The 14,687-nt window shown below is 34.0% G+C and carries 18 protein-coding genes; all 18 read left to right on the forward strand.

Annotated features, from left to right (window positions below):
• Window positions 1-136: 136 nt before the first annotated feature.
• The 18 genes from LQK79_RS17545 to LQK79_RS17630 all read left to right on the forward strand — a co-directional run bounded on the left by LQK79_RS17545 (window position 137) and on the right by LQK79_RS17630 (window position 14,678).
• A complete protein-coding gene (locus LQK79_RS17545) occupies window positions 137-682 on the forward strand; it encodes a hypothetical protein (RefSeq protein WP_231017340.1) in 546 nt (181 codons plus the stop codon).
• A 403-nt stretch (window positions 683-1,085) separates the two neighbouring features.
• Window positions 1,086-1,604 (forward strand): terminase small subunit, encoded by a 519-nt coding sequence (locus tag LQK79_RS17550; RefSeq protein WP_053241817.1) that lies wholly within the window; start codon window positions 1,086-1,088, stop codon window positions 1,602-1,604.
• Complete coding sequence (locus tag LQK79_RS17555; RefSeq protein WP_053241816.1) at window positions 1,594-2,940, forward strand: terminase; 1,347 nt, start codon at window positions 1,594-1,596, stop codon at window positions 2,938-2,940. Before LQK79_RS17550 ends, LQK79_RS17555 begins: the two co-directional genes overlap by 11 nt.
• 1 nt (window position 2,941) lies before the next feature.
• The gene (locus LQK79_RS17560; protein ID WP_053241815.1) at window positions 2,942-4,453 is read left to right on the forward strand and encodes a capsid protein; all 1,512 of its coding nucleotides are present in this window, start codon (window positions 2,942-2,944) and stop codon (window positions 4,451-4,453) included.
• Window positions 4,454-4,455: 2 nt separating this feature from the next.
• Window positions 4,456-6,054: a phage minor capsid protein gene (locus LQK79_RS17565; RefSeq protein WP_231017341.1), complete on the forward strand. Its 1,599-nt coding sequence runs from the start codon at window positions 4,456-4,458 to the stop codon at window positions 6,052-6,054.
• A gap of 1 nt (window position 6,055) precedes the next feature.
• Entirely contained in the window at window positions 6,056-6,247 is a 192-nt protein-coding gene (locus LQK79_RS17570; RefSeq protein WP_053241814.1) for a hypothetical protein, read from the forward strand.
• A 248-nt stretch (window positions 6,248-6,495) separates the two neighbouring features.
• Window positions 6,496-7,083 carry a phage scaffolding protein gene (locus LQK79_RS17575; RefSeq protein ID WP_053241813.1) on the forward strand — a complete coding sequence of 196 codons (588 nt, stop codon included), beginning with the start codon at window positions 6,496-6,498 and terminating at the stop codon, window positions 7,081-7,083.
• A gap of 13 nt (window positions 7,084-7,096) precedes the next feature.
• Window positions 7,097-8,083 (forward strand): major capsid protein, encoded by a 987-nt coding sequence (locus LQK79_RS17580; protein WP_053241812.1) that lies wholly within the window; start codon window positions 7,097-7,099, stop codon window positions 8,081-8,083.
• A gap of 11 nt (window positions 8,084-8,094) precedes the next feature.
• Window positions 8,095-8,385, forward strand: coding sequence for a hypothetical protein (locus LQK79_RS17585; RefSeq protein ID WP_053241811.1), 291 nt, complete (start codon window positions 8,095-8,097; stop codon window positions 8,383-8,385).
• Window positions 8,386-8,387: 2 nt separating this feature from the next.
• Window positions 8,388-8,750, forward strand: coding sequence for a head-tail connector protein (locus LQK79_RS17590; RefSeq protein WP_053241810.1), 363 nt, complete (start codon window positions 8,388-8,390; stop codon window positions 8,748-8,750).
• Between the two features lie 2 nt (window positions 8,751-8,752).
• Window positions 8,753-9,070, forward strand: a complete 318-nt coding sequence (locus LQK79_RS17595; protein ID WP_053241809.1) for a hypothetical protein — start codon at window positions 8,753-8,755, stop codon at window positions 9,068-9,070.
• Window positions 9,067-9,450, forward strand: coding sequence for a hypothetical protein (locus LQK79_RS17600; RefSeq protein ID WP_053241808.1), 384 nt, complete (start codon window positions 9,067-9,069; stop codon window positions 9,448-9,450). Before LQK79_RS17595 ends, LQK79_RS17600 begins: the two co-directional genes overlap by 4 nt.
• On the forward strand, window positions 9,450-9,836 hold the full coding sequence (locus LQK79_RS17605) for a minor capsid protein (RefSeq protein ID WP_053241807.1): 387 nt from the start codon (window positions 9,450-9,452) through the stop codon (window positions 9,834-9,836). The genes LQK79_RS17600 and LQK79_RS17605 overlap by 1 nt, the downstream gene beginning before the upstream one ends.
• 10 nt (window positions 9,837-9,846) lie before the next feature.
• Entirely contained in the window at window positions 9,847-10,299 is a 453-nt protein-coding gene (locus LQK79_RS17610) for a phage tail tube protein (RefSeq protein ID WP_053241806.1), read from the forward strand.
• A gap of 13 nt (window positions 10,300-10,312) precedes the next feature.
• Window positions 10,313-10,654, forward strand: a complete 342-nt coding sequence (locus LQK79_RS17615) for a hypothetical protein (RefSeq protein WP_231017342.1) — start codon at window positions 10,313-10,315, stop codon at window positions 10,652-10,654.
• A gap of 28 nt (window positions 10,655-10,682) precedes the next feature.
• Complete coding sequence (locus LQK79_RS17620; protein WP_231017343.1) at window positions 10,683-10,979, forward strand: Gp15 family bacteriophage protein; 297 nt, start codon at window positions 10,683-10,685, stop codon at window positions 10,977-10,979.
• Between the two features lie 51 nt (window positions 10,980-11,030).
• Window positions 11,031-11,465 carry a hypothetical protein gene (locus LQK79_RS17625; RefSeq protein WP_053241804.1) on the forward strand — a complete coding sequence of 145 codons (435 nt, stop codon included), beginning with the start codon at window positions 11,031-11,033 and terminating at the stop codon, window positions 11,463-11,465.
• A gap of 75 nt (window positions 11,466-11,540) precedes the next feature.
• Complete coding sequence (locus LQK79_RS17630; RefSeq protein ID WP_231017344.1) at window positions 11,541-14,678, forward strand: phage tail protein; 3,138 nt, start codon at window positions 11,541-11,543, stop codon at window positions 14,676-14,678.
• The last annotated feature ends 9 nt before the right edge of the window (window positions 14,679-14,687 follow it).

Below are 14,687 nucleotides of genomic sequence, written 5' to 3' on the forward strand. Positions count from 1 at the left end.
TAATTATAACTTATCTAGGCTATTTTTCATACATTCTTATATGATCATTTTCCTACAATCTTATGTTAGCATTTATATAGGTAGAGCCTGGTCTATAGAAACAGGAATTGAAATTGATGTAAAGGAGTAGATGTGCATGGAAAATTTAACGTATGAGGAAGCTGTAAAAATAGGTGTTCGTGAAGGCATAAAGTATATAAAAGAACAGGAGTATTATAAGACTACAAAGAGATATGACAGGCGATTACGGAATACTAGATTGTTGCTTAAACATTATCGTGACCTTAAGGTGCATGATAGGCTTGCAGATAGCTCCAGTGATAAAATCTACGAGGAGAATGCAATAGATATCTTAGATGATGTTGAGGCAATAGATGATGATGAGCAGTATGTGCAGGCCATAAGCAGAACTAAAAAAAGAACGGCTGTGATAATAGGTCACATGAATAAAGTTTTGAAATACTACGAGAGCATATGTAAAAATGAAGGGCCACAAAATGAAAGAAGGTATAGGATAATCAAATATCTGTATATAGATCCTGTGGAAGATAATAAGAATCTAATCTATGAACAGGCAGCAGAGTATTTTAATCTTAATGTAAAGACAGTGGGGAGAGATGTGCGACTAGCCATAGAAGACTTATCAATTTTATTTTTTGGTATTGATGGCTTAAAACTATAGAAAAATGTCCTTGATAAAAATATGAAAAGCCAATGATATAGCCAAAGTACACTGAAAATGGCTTAAAAAATGTTAGTTTTTTATGGGATTGACGTACTTTTTATAATATGAGAAAATGATAAAAACGAAAATTGTAGATGATTAAAAGCACTTGAGTAAGTTCAGGTGCTTTTTGTTGCATAAAGCATGAATAAATAGCGCATAAAGACTAAAAAGATGTATAAATATAATAAAATTTATGCATAAAACTAAACTCAAGAATATATGTATGCTTAAGAATGGCTTAACCATGCTATTTATACGCGATTAATATGATTGCGTGAAATCTACGTTTGACGAAATTAGACTTCGATTATGCATAATGAAAATTACACAGATTATAACTAGAAAGTGAGGTGGCATTATGGCCAAGTTAACTGATAAGCAAAAGCTGTTTTGTGATGAGTATTTAATTGACCTTAATGTCACACAGGCAGCTATAAGAGCAGGCTATAGTAATTCATACGCCAGGAATCACAGTTATGAATTACTTGAAAAGCCGGCAATAAAAGACTATATAGATAAGGCAATGGCAGAAAGGTCAAAGCGCACAGGAATAAATCAAGATAGGGTTATACGAGAATTAGCCCGTATAGCATTTGTAAAGCCAAGTGATGTAATTAACGTCAATAATGCAACAGTAAAAAAGAAAGTATCTGATGATGATCTTGCTACTATACAGTCAGTTAAAATTAAAACAGTTCCAACAGCATATGGTAAAGGCGTTGAAAGAGAAATAAAACTTGCTGATAAAATGAAAGCCCTAGAGCTATTAGGAAAGCACCTTGGCATGTTCACGGATAAAGTCGATTTGAATGTTGAGAAGTCAGAGAAATTTGCGGATATAGTAAATCAGATAGGCGGTAAAGGCCTTGACGAATGAATTTCCTTTATCCCAAAAATATATTGACTTTATCAATACAACCGAGAATGTGGATGCTGATTTCTTAGAGGGCACAACAGCAAGTGGAAAAACAACTGTAGGTGCTGGTGTTAAGTTTATGCTCATGGTAAGTAAAAGCAAAAAGAAACTGCATGTAATTGCTTCCAGAACTACAGGTGTAGCAGAAAAGAATATCATACAACAGGATAATGGAATACTTGATATACACCAAGGTAAAGCAAAGTATTATGGTAATGGTGATAAGGATTATAAAATACCACATATCAAGTTTGAGGATAAAATAATATTTGTGCTAGGTTATGACAACAGGGATAAATGGGAGTTGGTATTAGGCTCTCAGTTTGGATGTGTGTATATTGATGAAATTAATACAGCAGATATAGACTTTGTAAGAGAAATCAGTACAAGAAATGATTACCTAATGGCAACACTTAACCCTGATGATCCTAACCTACCTGTGTATAAAGAGTTTATAAATCGCTCAAGACCATATAAAAAATATGCTGCTGATGTTCCAAAGGAAATAATGGAGCAGCTAAATGAGGAACCAGTACCGAAATGGCGGTATTGGTTTTTTACGTTTAGAGATAATTTAAGTTTAACTCAGGAAGATATTGAGAAGAAAATGAGATCAGCTCCTAAGGGAACAAAGCTCTATAAAAATAAAATTCAAGGTCTTAGAGGTAGGGCAACAGGGCTTATATTTAGCAATTTTGAGAGAAAGAACAATGTTATTACTAGAGAACGTGCTAAGAAAATGCGTTTTGTACAGTTCACTGCTGGCTTAGATACATCATATTCACAGGAAAGCCCTGATACATTTGCATTTACTTTCATGGGTATTACGGCAAATAAAGAGCTTGTAATGCTAGATGAGGAAGTATACAGCAATAAGGATTTGAGCGTACCATTAGCACCGTCGGACATTGCACCTAAGTTTATCGATTTTTTGGAGAAGAATAGAAAAGACTGGGGCTTTGCAAGAGATGTCTTTGTTGATAGTGCAGACCAAGCTACAATAATGGAACTCAAAAAGTTAAAGCGAACTAGGCCAAACTTGTATAACATTGTTAACAGCTATAAGAAATTTGGTATTATCGATAGAATACACACAATGCTTGGCTGGATCAATATAGAAGGAAAGATTTATTACTACGTTGTGAATACGTGTGTAAATCATATAGCAGAATTAGAGATTTACTCATGGAAAGAAGATAAGTACGAGCCAGAAGACGCAAACGATCATACAATTAACTCTGGTCAGTATGCATGGATACCATTCAGAAAGATGATTGGAGACTATAAGGAGGTGTGACATGGGGCTATTAGGAGGTATAAAGAATATGCTAACAAAAGCAGCTATTAAGTATTTAAATATATATCCGGCACAGGATAAAGTTATAACGATAAAGGAACCCTTAAGCTTTCAAGGAAATGTGCTTAAAAATAGAATTTGGTACAGAGGAGATCCGTCAGAACTGGATCAATTTTTTAAACAGTCAGCACAGGATCTTGTAAGTCAATCAAGATTTTGGGCAGCAGTTCCAAGTGAAAATCTTAATATACGTAAAATACACAGCGGATTGCCAGCAATGATAGTTGAAAGACTTTCGGATATTGTGACAGAGGACATTGAGAATATAGATTTACAAGAGCAGCAGCTTAATGATTTATGGACAGAAATAAGCCAGGATAATAATTTTACTAAGCTTGTAGGTGAATCTATAGTTGAAACGCTTGTTACTGGTGATGGAGCTTTTAAAGTATCCATTGATACAGACATATCACCATATCCTATAATTGAGTTTTATGGTGGTGAAAATGTTGATTATACTGTTAAACGTGGCAGGGTTCAAGAAGTTCTATTCTATGTGTCCTACACTGTGAACAATAAGGATTATAGTCTTCAGGAGACATATGGAAAGGGGTATATAAAATATAAACTTTTTGGGTCGGATGGAGCAGAAGTACCACTTAATACCATACCTGATACAGCGGATTTAAAGGATATAACCTTTGATGGTAATTTCATGATGGCTGTGCCTTTGATGTTCTTTAAGAGCCAGAAGTTTGACAATAGAGGTAAGAGTATATTTGATAGTAAGTCAGATAGCTTCGACGCACTGGATGAAGTAATAAGTCAATGGATTGATGCAATTAGAGATGGAAGAGTGGTCAAATATATACCTGAGGATTTAATACCTAAAAACCCTGATACTGGTGAGTTATTAAAACCTAATAGTTTTGATAATAAATTTGTAAAAATAGGTTCAAGCCTTGCTGAGGATGCTAAAAACCAAATAGATATGAAACAGGCTGCAATAAACTATGAAGCTTATGTAAATAGTTATAGTAGTGCATTAGATGTGTGTTTACAAGGAATTATTTCTCCAGCAACATTAGGAATTGATTTAAAGAAAACAGATAATGCAGAAGCACAAAGGGAAAAGGAAAAGACAACTTTGTATACACGGTCAAAATTAATTGATGCATTACAAAAAATATTACCTCGATTAATAGAGATAGTGCTTCAAGTTAATGATCTTGTTCATGAAACAGTTCCTAAAGAATATAAGGCTACAATTAATTTTGGTGAATACGCAAGTCCTTCATTTGATACCATAGTTGATACTGTAGGAAAAGCTAAGAATTATGGAATAATGAGTGTTGAACAATCTATTGAGGAAATGTATGGAGAAGATTGGACAGATGAAGAGAAAGCTTTGGAAGTTCAAAGGATTAAGGAGCAGTCTGGAATAATGACAGTTGATGAACCAGCTACAAATACAGATGTTACACCAGATGAAACTTTGCAAAATGGTGAATAGTCATGAAAGATTATGATTTAAAGGAAATATTCACACAGATAGAGCTTGAGCTTATAAAGTCCATGAAGCGCGCTTTTGCATTTCATAAAAGAGAAGAAGAAAAGGAAGGATTTAAGTGGGAGCAGTGGCAGAGTACAAAGCTTAGAAATTTAGAAAAGTTTAGGAGAGATAATCAAAAAATAATTGACAAGTTTGGTGATCCAATTGAAGAAGCAATAAAAAATACTCTTAATGAAAACTTTAATGCCGGGCAGAATAGAGTGTTAAAAATAATAAATAGGATTAGGAATATATTAAAAAAGAGTAATAAGAAAGAAGCTTCTTTTAACTTTCCTGAAAATATTGAGCCTAAAACTCCAATTCAAAAGCTCTTTAGGAGAATATTCAAAACAGGACCTAAGGAAACAGGATTCTTCGGGGTTAATGAAAAAAAGCTCAAATCCTTAATTGATGCCACTACTAATGATTTAAAGAATGGTCGGACAGCTATGCTTAGAATGTCCGACGATGTATACAGGCAGACAATATTTAAAAGCCATATGTTTTTACAGAGTGGTGCAAAAACAATATATCAAGCTGTAGACATGGCAACAAAGGACTTTTTAGATAAAGGTATTAACTGTATCGTGTATAAGGATGGCAAAAGAGTTAATATTGCTTCGTATGCAGAAATGGCTCTAAGAACAGCTTCTCAGCGTGCAACATTTATGGGAGAAGGACAAAAACGGGATGAGTGGGACATACATTTAGTTGTTGTTTCAGCTCACGCGAATACTTGTAAGCTTTGTTTACCATGGCAAGGAAAAGTACTTATAGATGATGTATACAGCCACCCAAGCCAAGAATATACCCAGGAATATAGCAAGAAATATAAATTGCTTAGCGAGGCCATGAAAGCAGGATTATTACATCCAAACTGTAGGCATACACTTAGCACTTACTTTGAAGGTATAACTCAACTTCCTAAAGTACCAGACGAAGACACAATAAATACTAATTATGCAGCAGAGCAAAAACAAAGATACCTGGAAAGACAGATTAGGAAATGGAAAAGAGTTGAAGCCGGTTCTGTAGATGCTGAAAATGTAAGTAAGGCAGAAGATAAGGTTAAACAGTATGAAAATATGTTACAGCAACATTTAAGTGATAATCCACAACTTAGAAGGAATAACTGGAGAGAAAGTAATCCAGGAATAAGCGATAAGGATATAGAAGCACATAAACAAGAGTTGAAAGACAATGCCGAAAATGCTAAGATAAAAGAAATAAAAGATTTTATTAAATCAGGGAAACAACCTTTAAATATCGAATTAGGTAAGCAGGGTAAACATATTATTGGGAATAACAACTATATTGAAGGTAGAAGCTATTTAACTATTTCTATGGAAGAAGCGCAAGAGCTTATAAATAAGTATGCTGGTACTGGAAGACCAAATTTAAACTTAAAAGGCGAGTGGAACAATAAGGAACTGATAATGGCCAACAAAAATATAGGAGTAAGTATTAATAATAAGACAGGAGAAAAGACAGTTACCAATAAATTTATTATACATTACTCTAAGAATGGTACGCATATAGTGCCAACAGTAAAGAAGGAATAATATGAAACTATGGGAATATACAGGTAAAAGAATTAAAGTAACATGTATAGATGGTAAAATAATAGAAGGCAACTGTGATTGTTATACACAGGCTTTAGATAATGAGCCTGAAATAGCAAGCATAAGCATAGACAAAGGTTCTTATGGAATTGAACTCTATGAAAATGAGATAAAGTCTATAGAAGTAATTTAAAAGCACTTACTAAATGAAAATAGTAGGTGCTTTTATTATGCCTAAAATTAAATGCAAGTGAGGTGTGAATTTTGAATGATGATAAAGATTTAGTAAAAGCAATTGAAAGCATTAGAAACATTTTGTGGTGGATAGCACTGTGGCTGTTTCTCATATGGTTAAATTAAAGTCTTAGAAATAGGGCTTTTTAATTTTGTCCTAAATAAGACAATAAACTGTTTAAATTTATATGAAAGGATTGATTATAAGTGACAAAGGAACAATTTATTGCTCTTGGACTTACAGAAGAACAGGCAACAAAGGCAGCCGAAGAATCTAAAAAGGAGCTTGAAACTTATGTACCTAAAACCAAGTTTGATACTGTTTCAGAGGAGAATAAGAACCTCAAAGCTACTGTAAAGGAAAATGCAACTCAACTTGAAACCCTTAAAAATTCAACTGGAGACAATGAGACACTTAAGAAACAGATTGAAACACTGCAAGATGAAAGTAAAAAGAAAGATGAAGCTTACAAGGATCTTCAATTAAGTAATGCTATTAAATTAGCTGTTGCTGGTAAAGTTCAAGATGAGGATATAGTTTCAGGGCTTATCGATAAATCAAAGCTTATTTTAGGTGATGATGGGAAAGTAACTGGACTTGATGAACAGCTTAAAGGTTTAAAAGAATCTAAAGCATTTTTGTTTAAGGAAGAAACACCAGCAAATAATAATGATCCAAAGCCAGGTTTTCATGTTGGTACTGATGGCAAAGGAACAGAACAACAGCAATCAAAGCCAACATCATTATTCGGAGCTGTAGCGGCACATTTTCAGCAAAATAATTTAACAAAATAGGAGATGATAATTAATGATTACATTACTAGAAGCACAAAAACAATTACAAGATGATTTACAAATAGGTGTTATTGACGAATTTAGAAAGAATAACTTTTTACTTGATAACCTTACGTTTGATGATGTAGTTTCACCTACTGGGGGAGGCGCTACAATGACCTATAGTTATCTAAGACTTACTACTCAACCAACTGCTCAATTTAGAGCAATAAACAGCGAGTATACACCACAGGAAGTTACAAAAGACAAGTACTATGCAGACCTCAAAGTATTTGGCGGAAGTTTTCAGATTGATAGAATTATTGCTAATTTAGGTGGAGCAGCTAAAGAGGTAACTTTGCAAATGCAACAAAAGATTAAGGCAGCGCAGGCACTATTCAATGATACTGTTATCAACGGAGATAGTGGAACAGATGCAAACGCCTTTGATGGACTTGAAAAGGCACTTACGGGTAGTTCAACAGAAGACATTCCTACTGATGTTATAGACCTTTCAACATCTGCCGCAGTAGATGCAAACTATAAGTATTTCTTAGATGCACTTGATGAATTTTTAATGGGATTAGATGGACAGCCTACATTTATTGCTGGTAACGTAAAACTAATTGCCAAAATAAGAGCATGCGCAAGAAGAGCAGGAACTTACCAAACAACTAAAAATGATTTTGGTCAAAATGTTGAAAGCTATAACAATATTCCATTAGTTGATTTAGGAGCAAAATCTGGCAGTAATGACCCAGTAGTTTCAACACAAGCTGCAAAACTTGCCGATGGTACCACAGTAAATCCTAATGCAGGTCAAACTTCGCTCTATGCTGCAAGACTTGCAATGGATGGATTGCATGGAATAAGTATGGCAGGTCAACCACCAATTAAAACATGGCTTCCAGATTTCACAACTTCAGGAGCTGTAAAGACTGGTGAGGTTGAAATGGTAGCAGCAATTGCACTTGAAGCTACAAAAGCAGCCGGAGTTATGAGAAAAATTAAAGTTCAATAGGAGGGATTTTTATGGCAAAAGTATATAGTCCTAATGAAAGCTACACTGGTGTATCGGCTAGTGTAGCTTTTTCTAAAGGTGTAGGAGAGACCAAAGATAAGCATTTGATACAATGGTTCAAAGAACATGGTTATACAGTTGAGGAAGCTGAACAAAATCAGCAACCAAATAATGCTGGAGAAAAGTCTGTTGATGAAATGACAGTTGACGAATTAAAAGCTTATGCAGAGGGTAAGGATATAGATCTTACAGGATTAACTAAGAAAGATGATATTTTAAATAAAATAAAGGTTGGTAAATAGTCATGTATGCGGACTCTGATTATTATAAGAATACGTTCAAAGGCAGTACAATACCAGATGATGAACTTAATAATAGGCTTGAACTTGCCAGTGATAAAATTGATAGCCTTACTTATAACAGGATAGTTGGAATTGGTTTTGATAATCTTACACCGTTTCAACAAGAAAAAATTAAAAAGGCTGTATGCTGTCAGGCTGATTTTATGTATGAGTATGGTGATTATTTAAATACACCTATTAGTGGATACACAGCTGGAAGTGTACAGCTTAATCTCGATACGAGTTCTGGCGGTGGTAATGCAAAGACTACTGATGTAGTTATGAATTACTTAAGCCAAACAGGATTAACATGTAGGAGGTTATAGCTATGGGGTTGAAATTACCATTTCCGAGGTTTTTGGCTAAGACTGATATAAAAGTTTTTAGTACGGAGCTCAATGAGGATGGTGGAACTGATGATACACCTGTATATGAAGGTAAATGTATTTATACCGATAAGACAAGGCAGATTATGACACCAGAAAAGCAGTTGGTAACTCTTACAGGTAAAGCTGTTATAGAGGGTGATGTAGCAATTAAACAGGGCTATGTGTTAAAAGGAGAAGATAAGAAAAATATCTATTCAATTGAAAAGCCACTTAATCCTGATGGTACAGTATTCTCTACGGAGCTTAATTTATCATGAAGGTTAAAGTAGATATAAAGCTTAATAATGGCAATATAAGCAAATTAGTTCAAGCACAGAAACAAGCCATTGAAATGACAATGGAAGCAGTTTTAAGTGATATAAAAACATCTGCTGTTACTCCAAAAGATACAGGAGAACTTGAAAGAAGTGGATTTGTAGATACATCTCAACTTGAAAAATTTATAGTGTCTATAATTTTTGATACTCCATATGCTAGGCGTTTATATTGGCATCCTGAATATAATTTTAGAACTGATAAAAATGTAAATGCCCAAGGCTTATGGATGCAGAGTTATGTTGATGGAGAAAAAAGAGACTTTATAAAAGATACTTATATGAAATTTTTCAAACAACTTAGTAAGGGGTTGGTAAAGTAATGTTGCTAAGTGAAATAAGAGATTGGCTAAAAACTAAAACGAATAGTCCTAATTGGTATATAGGAAAAATTGATGCTACAAAAGAGCAGTGTATAGGCATATATAATACACAAGGGCCTGCACCTAATATAGCCTTAGGAGGTTTAGCAAATACAAGCTATGCCACTAAGGCTATTTCTATATTAGTTCATTGGGGAAATAATGCAAATATAGCAGAAGAGAAGGCACAAGAGATATATAATATATTCTTTGGCCAAGGCGCCGTGATAAACAATACAAGAGCAATTAAATTTGATATGAGAACTGATGAGCCAGTGAGTGTAGGAACAGATGATAATGGCATATATGAGTATGTTGTTAATTTAATAATTTATTATGAAAGGTAGGTAGTGAATAATGGCATTTACAAGTGGAGTATACCCTGTATACAATATTGGATTCAAGATTGGAACTAAAGGTACTGCAAGTACTGCAACTGATATGGTATCAATTGCGGACATGGAAACTTTTAGTTTTAAGATAGATGGAAAAACTGAGGACTGGACACCAATGACAACAAATGGCTGGGCTAGAAGTCTTATGACAGGTAAATCATTTTCTATAAGCCTTAAAGGCAAAAGGAATGTAGGCGATCCAGGTAATGATTATGTAGCAGCAGTAGCATGGAAAGATGGTCTTGATTGCAGTTCTATGGCAGAAATTGATTTTCCAGATGGTTCAAAGTTAACATTTAATTGTGTGATAGACGTAACTAATCCGGGCGGAGATGATAGTACAAAGGTTGCGCCATTGGAGTTTGATTTAAAGTCTGATGGAAAGCCAACATATACACCAGCGACTGCAGCATAGGAGGTAATTATAAATGGCAATGGGAAAAGTGTATGATATAATGAATAGACTTACAAATGATAAGCCTGTTATTAAAATTGATAATGAGCATGAGTACGCAGTTAATAATAGTAAAAATCAAGCTATATTTATTACTCAATTAGCTAAAGATGAAAAGCTTAATGATTTTGAAAGAATGGATAGGGTTATAGAGGCAGCTCTTGGAAAGGACGCGCTTGATTATATAAACGGTCTTAACTTATCCGTGAAAGCTACAGGAACAATAATAAATGCAATAATGGCAGCTATTTCGGAAATGGAACTTGAAGACATAGAAAAGGAAGCAGCAAAACAAGCGAAAAATTTTCGGAGATAATTGGTATGACCTAGTTGATGATTGGCCATTGATAGAAGCAAGCTTTACAGCTCAGTATGGAATAAGACTTCGTAATGAACGGGATATGTCTTGGGCTGAATTTAGTACATTACTAAATGGAATTATGCCTAAAACTCCACTTGGACAAATTGTTTCTATACGTTCTGAAGAAGATGAAAACATGCTTAAAAATTTTACTCCAGAACAGCATAGAATACGAAATGAGTGGAGAAATAAGCATAATCCGGTTAATGATTTGACTGATGAAGAAAAGCAAAAAGCAATTAGAGACGTTCAGGAAATGTTTAAAAAAGCATTTGGATAAGATACCATGAAGTAGTATAATCTATTTAAATTGTATTATGGAGGTATTTGTATGGGACTTAAGGATTTTATGAATAAAATGGCACAAAAACAGGCTGATTCAAATAGAAAAATGGCTGCAATTAGGGAAAAAAGCCAAGCAAAGCAAGAAGAATTAGAAGAAAAAAAGAACGCAATGTTAGATGCTATGCACCCATTTAGTGACTCAAAGAAAAGAGAAGAAAAGGAATATCAAAAAGAGAGAATTCAGCAATTAAAAAAGGAGCATATACCTTATTGCCCTAAATGTAAATCGACCAATATAACCTACTTAGATAAAAGAAAAAAATTAAGTCTAGGCAGAGCTGCTGTTGGTGGTGTTGTTGGAGGTGTACTTACTGGTGGACTTGGGGCTGCTGCGGGAGCAACTATGGGAGGATTAAGTTCTAATAAAATTAAAAAGGGAAAAGTTAAATGCCTTAATTGTGGACATACTTGGAAATTATAAAAATTAAATAAAGCAAGCAAAACACTTAGTTTTAAACTAGGTGTTTTTATTTTGTTTAAAATAGGAGGTGGGATTATGGCAAATGATAGTGTAGGTAAAATAAGCTTAGATATGGAAGTTGATGGAGACTTAAGCAAGCAAATTTCTGAGGCTGCTAGTAAAATCGGTGAAAATATACAAAACTCTCTAAAAAACATTGGAAATTTAAATTTTAAAGGTATTGCTGATACAATTAGCAATACTATTTCAAAATCTATTGAAAATAGTATGAAAAACATACAAAAAACCATAGAAAGCACAATAAATAAAGCTATGTCAAATATAAAGGTAAAAATACCAATTGATTTTGAAATACCAAAGAATATACCTATACCAAATAATAACACTAGGATTACTCCAGCAAGTCCAAGAGCACCACCAAGTAATATTAATCTTGAAGCTTTAAAAACACAGATAGAAAATCTTACTCAAAGTTTAGATATTATTAATGCTAAAATAGAACAGCAAAAGGAGAAACTAGCCCAATTAAAAGAAAGTTATAACATGGCTTTTGATGGTGCCAGAAAAAATAAACTTTTAGAGCAAATACTTCAAACGGAAGCAACTATAAATAAATTAATAGCCCAAAGTGACAAGGCCGGATTTAAGCTTGCAGACCTTGATGAACAATTTGAAAGGCTAAGCGGTGCTGCTAAAAGTTCAGATAACGGAATTAATTCAGTAAGTAATGGGTTAAGTAGATTAGCTGCACTTGCTAATATTTCAGACAGGGCATTGAAAAATATAAGTAATAATACAAAACAAGCAACAAATTCAGTTAAAAATTTTGGACAGAGTACTAATAATGCTACTAGAGGTAATTATGGATTCCTTGACAGTATGATAAGATGGGGAATTGTATTTCCAGCAATAATGGGTGGCCTTGGTTCATTAGCCAAATTCATAGGTTCTTCTTTAATGGTAAATGCTCAATTTGCAGGTAGCTTAAACCAAATAAGAAGTAATTTATACACTGCTTTTATGCCAATATATGAGGCTGTACTTCCAGCATTAAATTCATTAATGAGTGCGCTAGCAACTGTAACTGCATATATAGCAAGCTTTATATCACAGTTATTTGGAAAAACATATACCCAGAGTTTTGGAGCAGCTCAAGCGATGCAACAATCCATAGGAGCATACAGTCAAGCTGAAAAACAAGCAAAGAAAACAGCTGATAGCTTAGGTGGAGTTAGTAAATCTGCTAAATCCGCTGGTGATGCAGCTGAAAAAGCTGGTGAAGCTGCTAAAAAGGGGCTGGCTGGTTTTGATGCAATCAATAAATTAAGTGATTCGAGTTCAACAAAAGCGCCTAAGACAACAACACCAGCTGGAGGTGGAGTTGAAACGCCAATAGTGCCAATGGCAAATATGACACCAATTGAAGCAACAACAGCTGCATGGGCTGATAAATTTAAAAAAATATTAGCAGGACTGTGGACACCATTTAAACAAGCTTGGGCAGTAGAAGGTGTAAATACTATCAATGCTGCTAAACATGCACTACAAGGAATTGAAGATTTACTCGGAGCTATAGGGAAGAGTTTTTATACGGTTTGGACTAATGGAACTGGTGAAAGAATATTAATTAATCTTTTAAAAATTCTTCAGGACATTTTAAATATAGTTGGTGATATTGGAGTAACTTTTGCTAATGCCTGGAACAAAGGAAATATAGGTACACAAATTGTACAGCATATAGCCAATGCTCTTAACAATGTTCTTAGTTTAATTAATAAAATGTTGCAATCTATAAGGCATGTTTGGGCCGAAGAAGGTCCTAATTTTGCTAATATATTTATGCAAGCTTTAAATGCTACTAGTAAAGTAATAGAAAATGTTACACAGAAGCTAGGATGGATATGGGATCATGGCGGGCAGCATGCTTTTGAAGGTCTTGTAAAATTAGGACTAAAAGTTGGAGAGCTGGCTTTATTTATTTACACTAATTTTGTAGTTCCATTTGTAAATTGGTTTGTTAATATTATAGCTCCGGCGATAGCACCTGTACTAAACGCGTTAGGAACATTATTTGATACTGTATCTAAAATAATTAATTGGCTCATGGGCAGTGGTAAACCTGTATTAGATATCATAATTACTGTTGTAAGTAGCTTTGCTCTTGCATGGAATGGCGTAACGTTAGCCATAAAAGGCTTCTATGGAACAATAGAGCTTATTAATAAATTTAAAGATGTAGTAAACATAGCTTTTACTGCACTGACATCCCCAATAGGCTTAGTTATTATAGCAATAGCTGGTGTTATAGCCATAGGTGTTTTATTGTATCAACATTGGGATGAGATTTCAGGGTTCTTAAAAAACATTTTTAATAATATAAAAAATGTTGCAGTGAATGCATTTAATTCTATAAAAGATAATATTGGAACTGTTGTACCGATTATAGCTGGAATATTATTTGGACCTTTTGGTGCTGCTATTGGGTATGTTGCCACACATTTTAATCAAGTTAAGAGTACTTGTATAAACGCTTTTAATGGCTTAATGAGTTTTATGGGTGGACTTCCAGGAAGAGCTATGAGTATTGTTAGTAGTATAGGAAGGTCAATTATAGGTGGTTTTAACAGTGCAATAAGTTTTATAACATCTCTTCCTAGTAGAGCATTACAATGGGGTCGAGATTTTATAAGCGGTCTAATTAATGGTATAGAAAGTAAAGTAGGGTCTATAGTTAATGCAGTTAGTGGAATAGCTGATACAATAACAAGTTATTTGCATTTTAGTGTTCCAGATGTTGGACCATTAAAAAAATATGAAAGTTGGATGCCAGATTTTATGTACGGCTTAGCGAGTGGAATAAATGCAAATAAAGATATTGTAACTAATGCTATAAATGGTTTAAGCACAGATATGAGCATTGGAGTAAAGACAGCTTCCATACAACAACCCACTTTATCTATGGTTGGGAGTAATAGCACGTCAAAACCAAATGCGAATAGTTCAATTGAAGAATTTAAGAAAGCTATTATTGAGGCTATTATTGAAGCATTAAAAGAGCTTAAACAAAATGATAATGGTAAGTCTAGTAATAATAACGGAAATAGCAATGGGGACTTAATATTTAAGATTAGCGATACTGAGTTTGGAAGAATAGCAATAGCAGCTATAAACAAAGTACAAAGACAAGCTGGAGTAACATTGTTAAAAGTATAGGAGTGAGTA

Source organism: Clostridium guangxiense, from assembly GCF_021043395.1.
GTDB classification, from domain to species: domain Bacteria; phylum Bacillota; class Clostridia; order Clostridiales; family Clostridiaceae; genus Clostridium_S; species Clostridium_S guangxiense.

Coding starts and splice junctions, on each gene's coding strand:
- LQK79_RS17545 (WP_231017340.1), top strand. CDS start 137: ATGGAAAATTTAACGTATGAGGAAGCTGTAAAAATAGGTGTTCGTGAA.
- LQK79_RS17550 (WP_053241817.1), top strand. CDS start 1,086: ATGGCCAAGTTAACTGATAAGCAAAAGCTGTTTTGTGATGAGTATTTA.
- LQK79_RS17560 (WP_053241815.1), top strand. CDS start 2,942: ATGGGGCTATTAGGAGGTATAAAGAATATGCTAACAAAAGCAGCTATT.
- LQK79_RS17565 (WP_231017341.1), top strand. CDS start 4,456: ATGAAAGATTATGATTTAAAGGAAATATTCACACAGATAGAGCTTGAG.
- LQK79_RS17570 (WP_053241814.1), top strand. CDS start 6,056: ATGAAACTATGGGAATATACAGGTAAAAGAATTAAAGTAACATGTATA.
- LQK79_RS17580 (WP_053241812.1), top strand. CDS start 7,097: ATGATTACATTACTAGAAGCACAAAAACAATTACAAGATGATTTACAA.
- LQK79_RS17585 (WP_053241811.1), top strand. CDS start 8,095: ATGGCAAAAGTATATAGTCCTAATGAAAGCTACACTGGTGTATCGGCT.
- LQK79_RS17590 (WP_053241810.1), top strand. CDS start 8,388: ATGTATGCGGACTCTGATTATTATAAGAATACGTTCAAAGGCAGTACA.
- LQK79_RS17595 (WP_053241809.1), top strand. CDS start 8,753: ATGGGGTTGAAATTACCATTTCCGAGGTTTTTGGCTAAGACTGATATA.
- LQK79_RS17600 (WP_053241808.1), top strand. CDS start 9,067: ATGAAGGTTAAAGTAGATATAAAGCTTAATAATGGCAATATAAGCAAA.
- LQK79_RS17605 (WP_053241807.1), top strand. CDS start 9,450: ATGTTGCTAAGTGAAATAAGAGATTGGCTAAAAACTAAAACGAATAGT.
- LQK79_RS17610 (WP_053241806.1), top strand. CDS start 9,847: ATGGCATTTACAAGTGGAGTATACCCTGTATACAATATTGGATTCAAG.
- LQK79_RS17615 (WP_231017342.1), top strand. CDS start 10,313: ATGGCAATGGGAAAAGTGTATGATATAATGAATAGACTTACAAATGAT.
- LQK79_RS17625 (WP_053241804.1), top strand. CDS start 11,031: ATGGGACTTAAGGATTTTATGAATAAAATGGCACAAAAACAGGCTGAT.
- LQK79_RS17630 (WP_231017344.1), top strand. CDS start 11,541: ATGGCAAATGATAGTGTAGGTAAAATAAGCTTAGATATGGAAGTTGAT.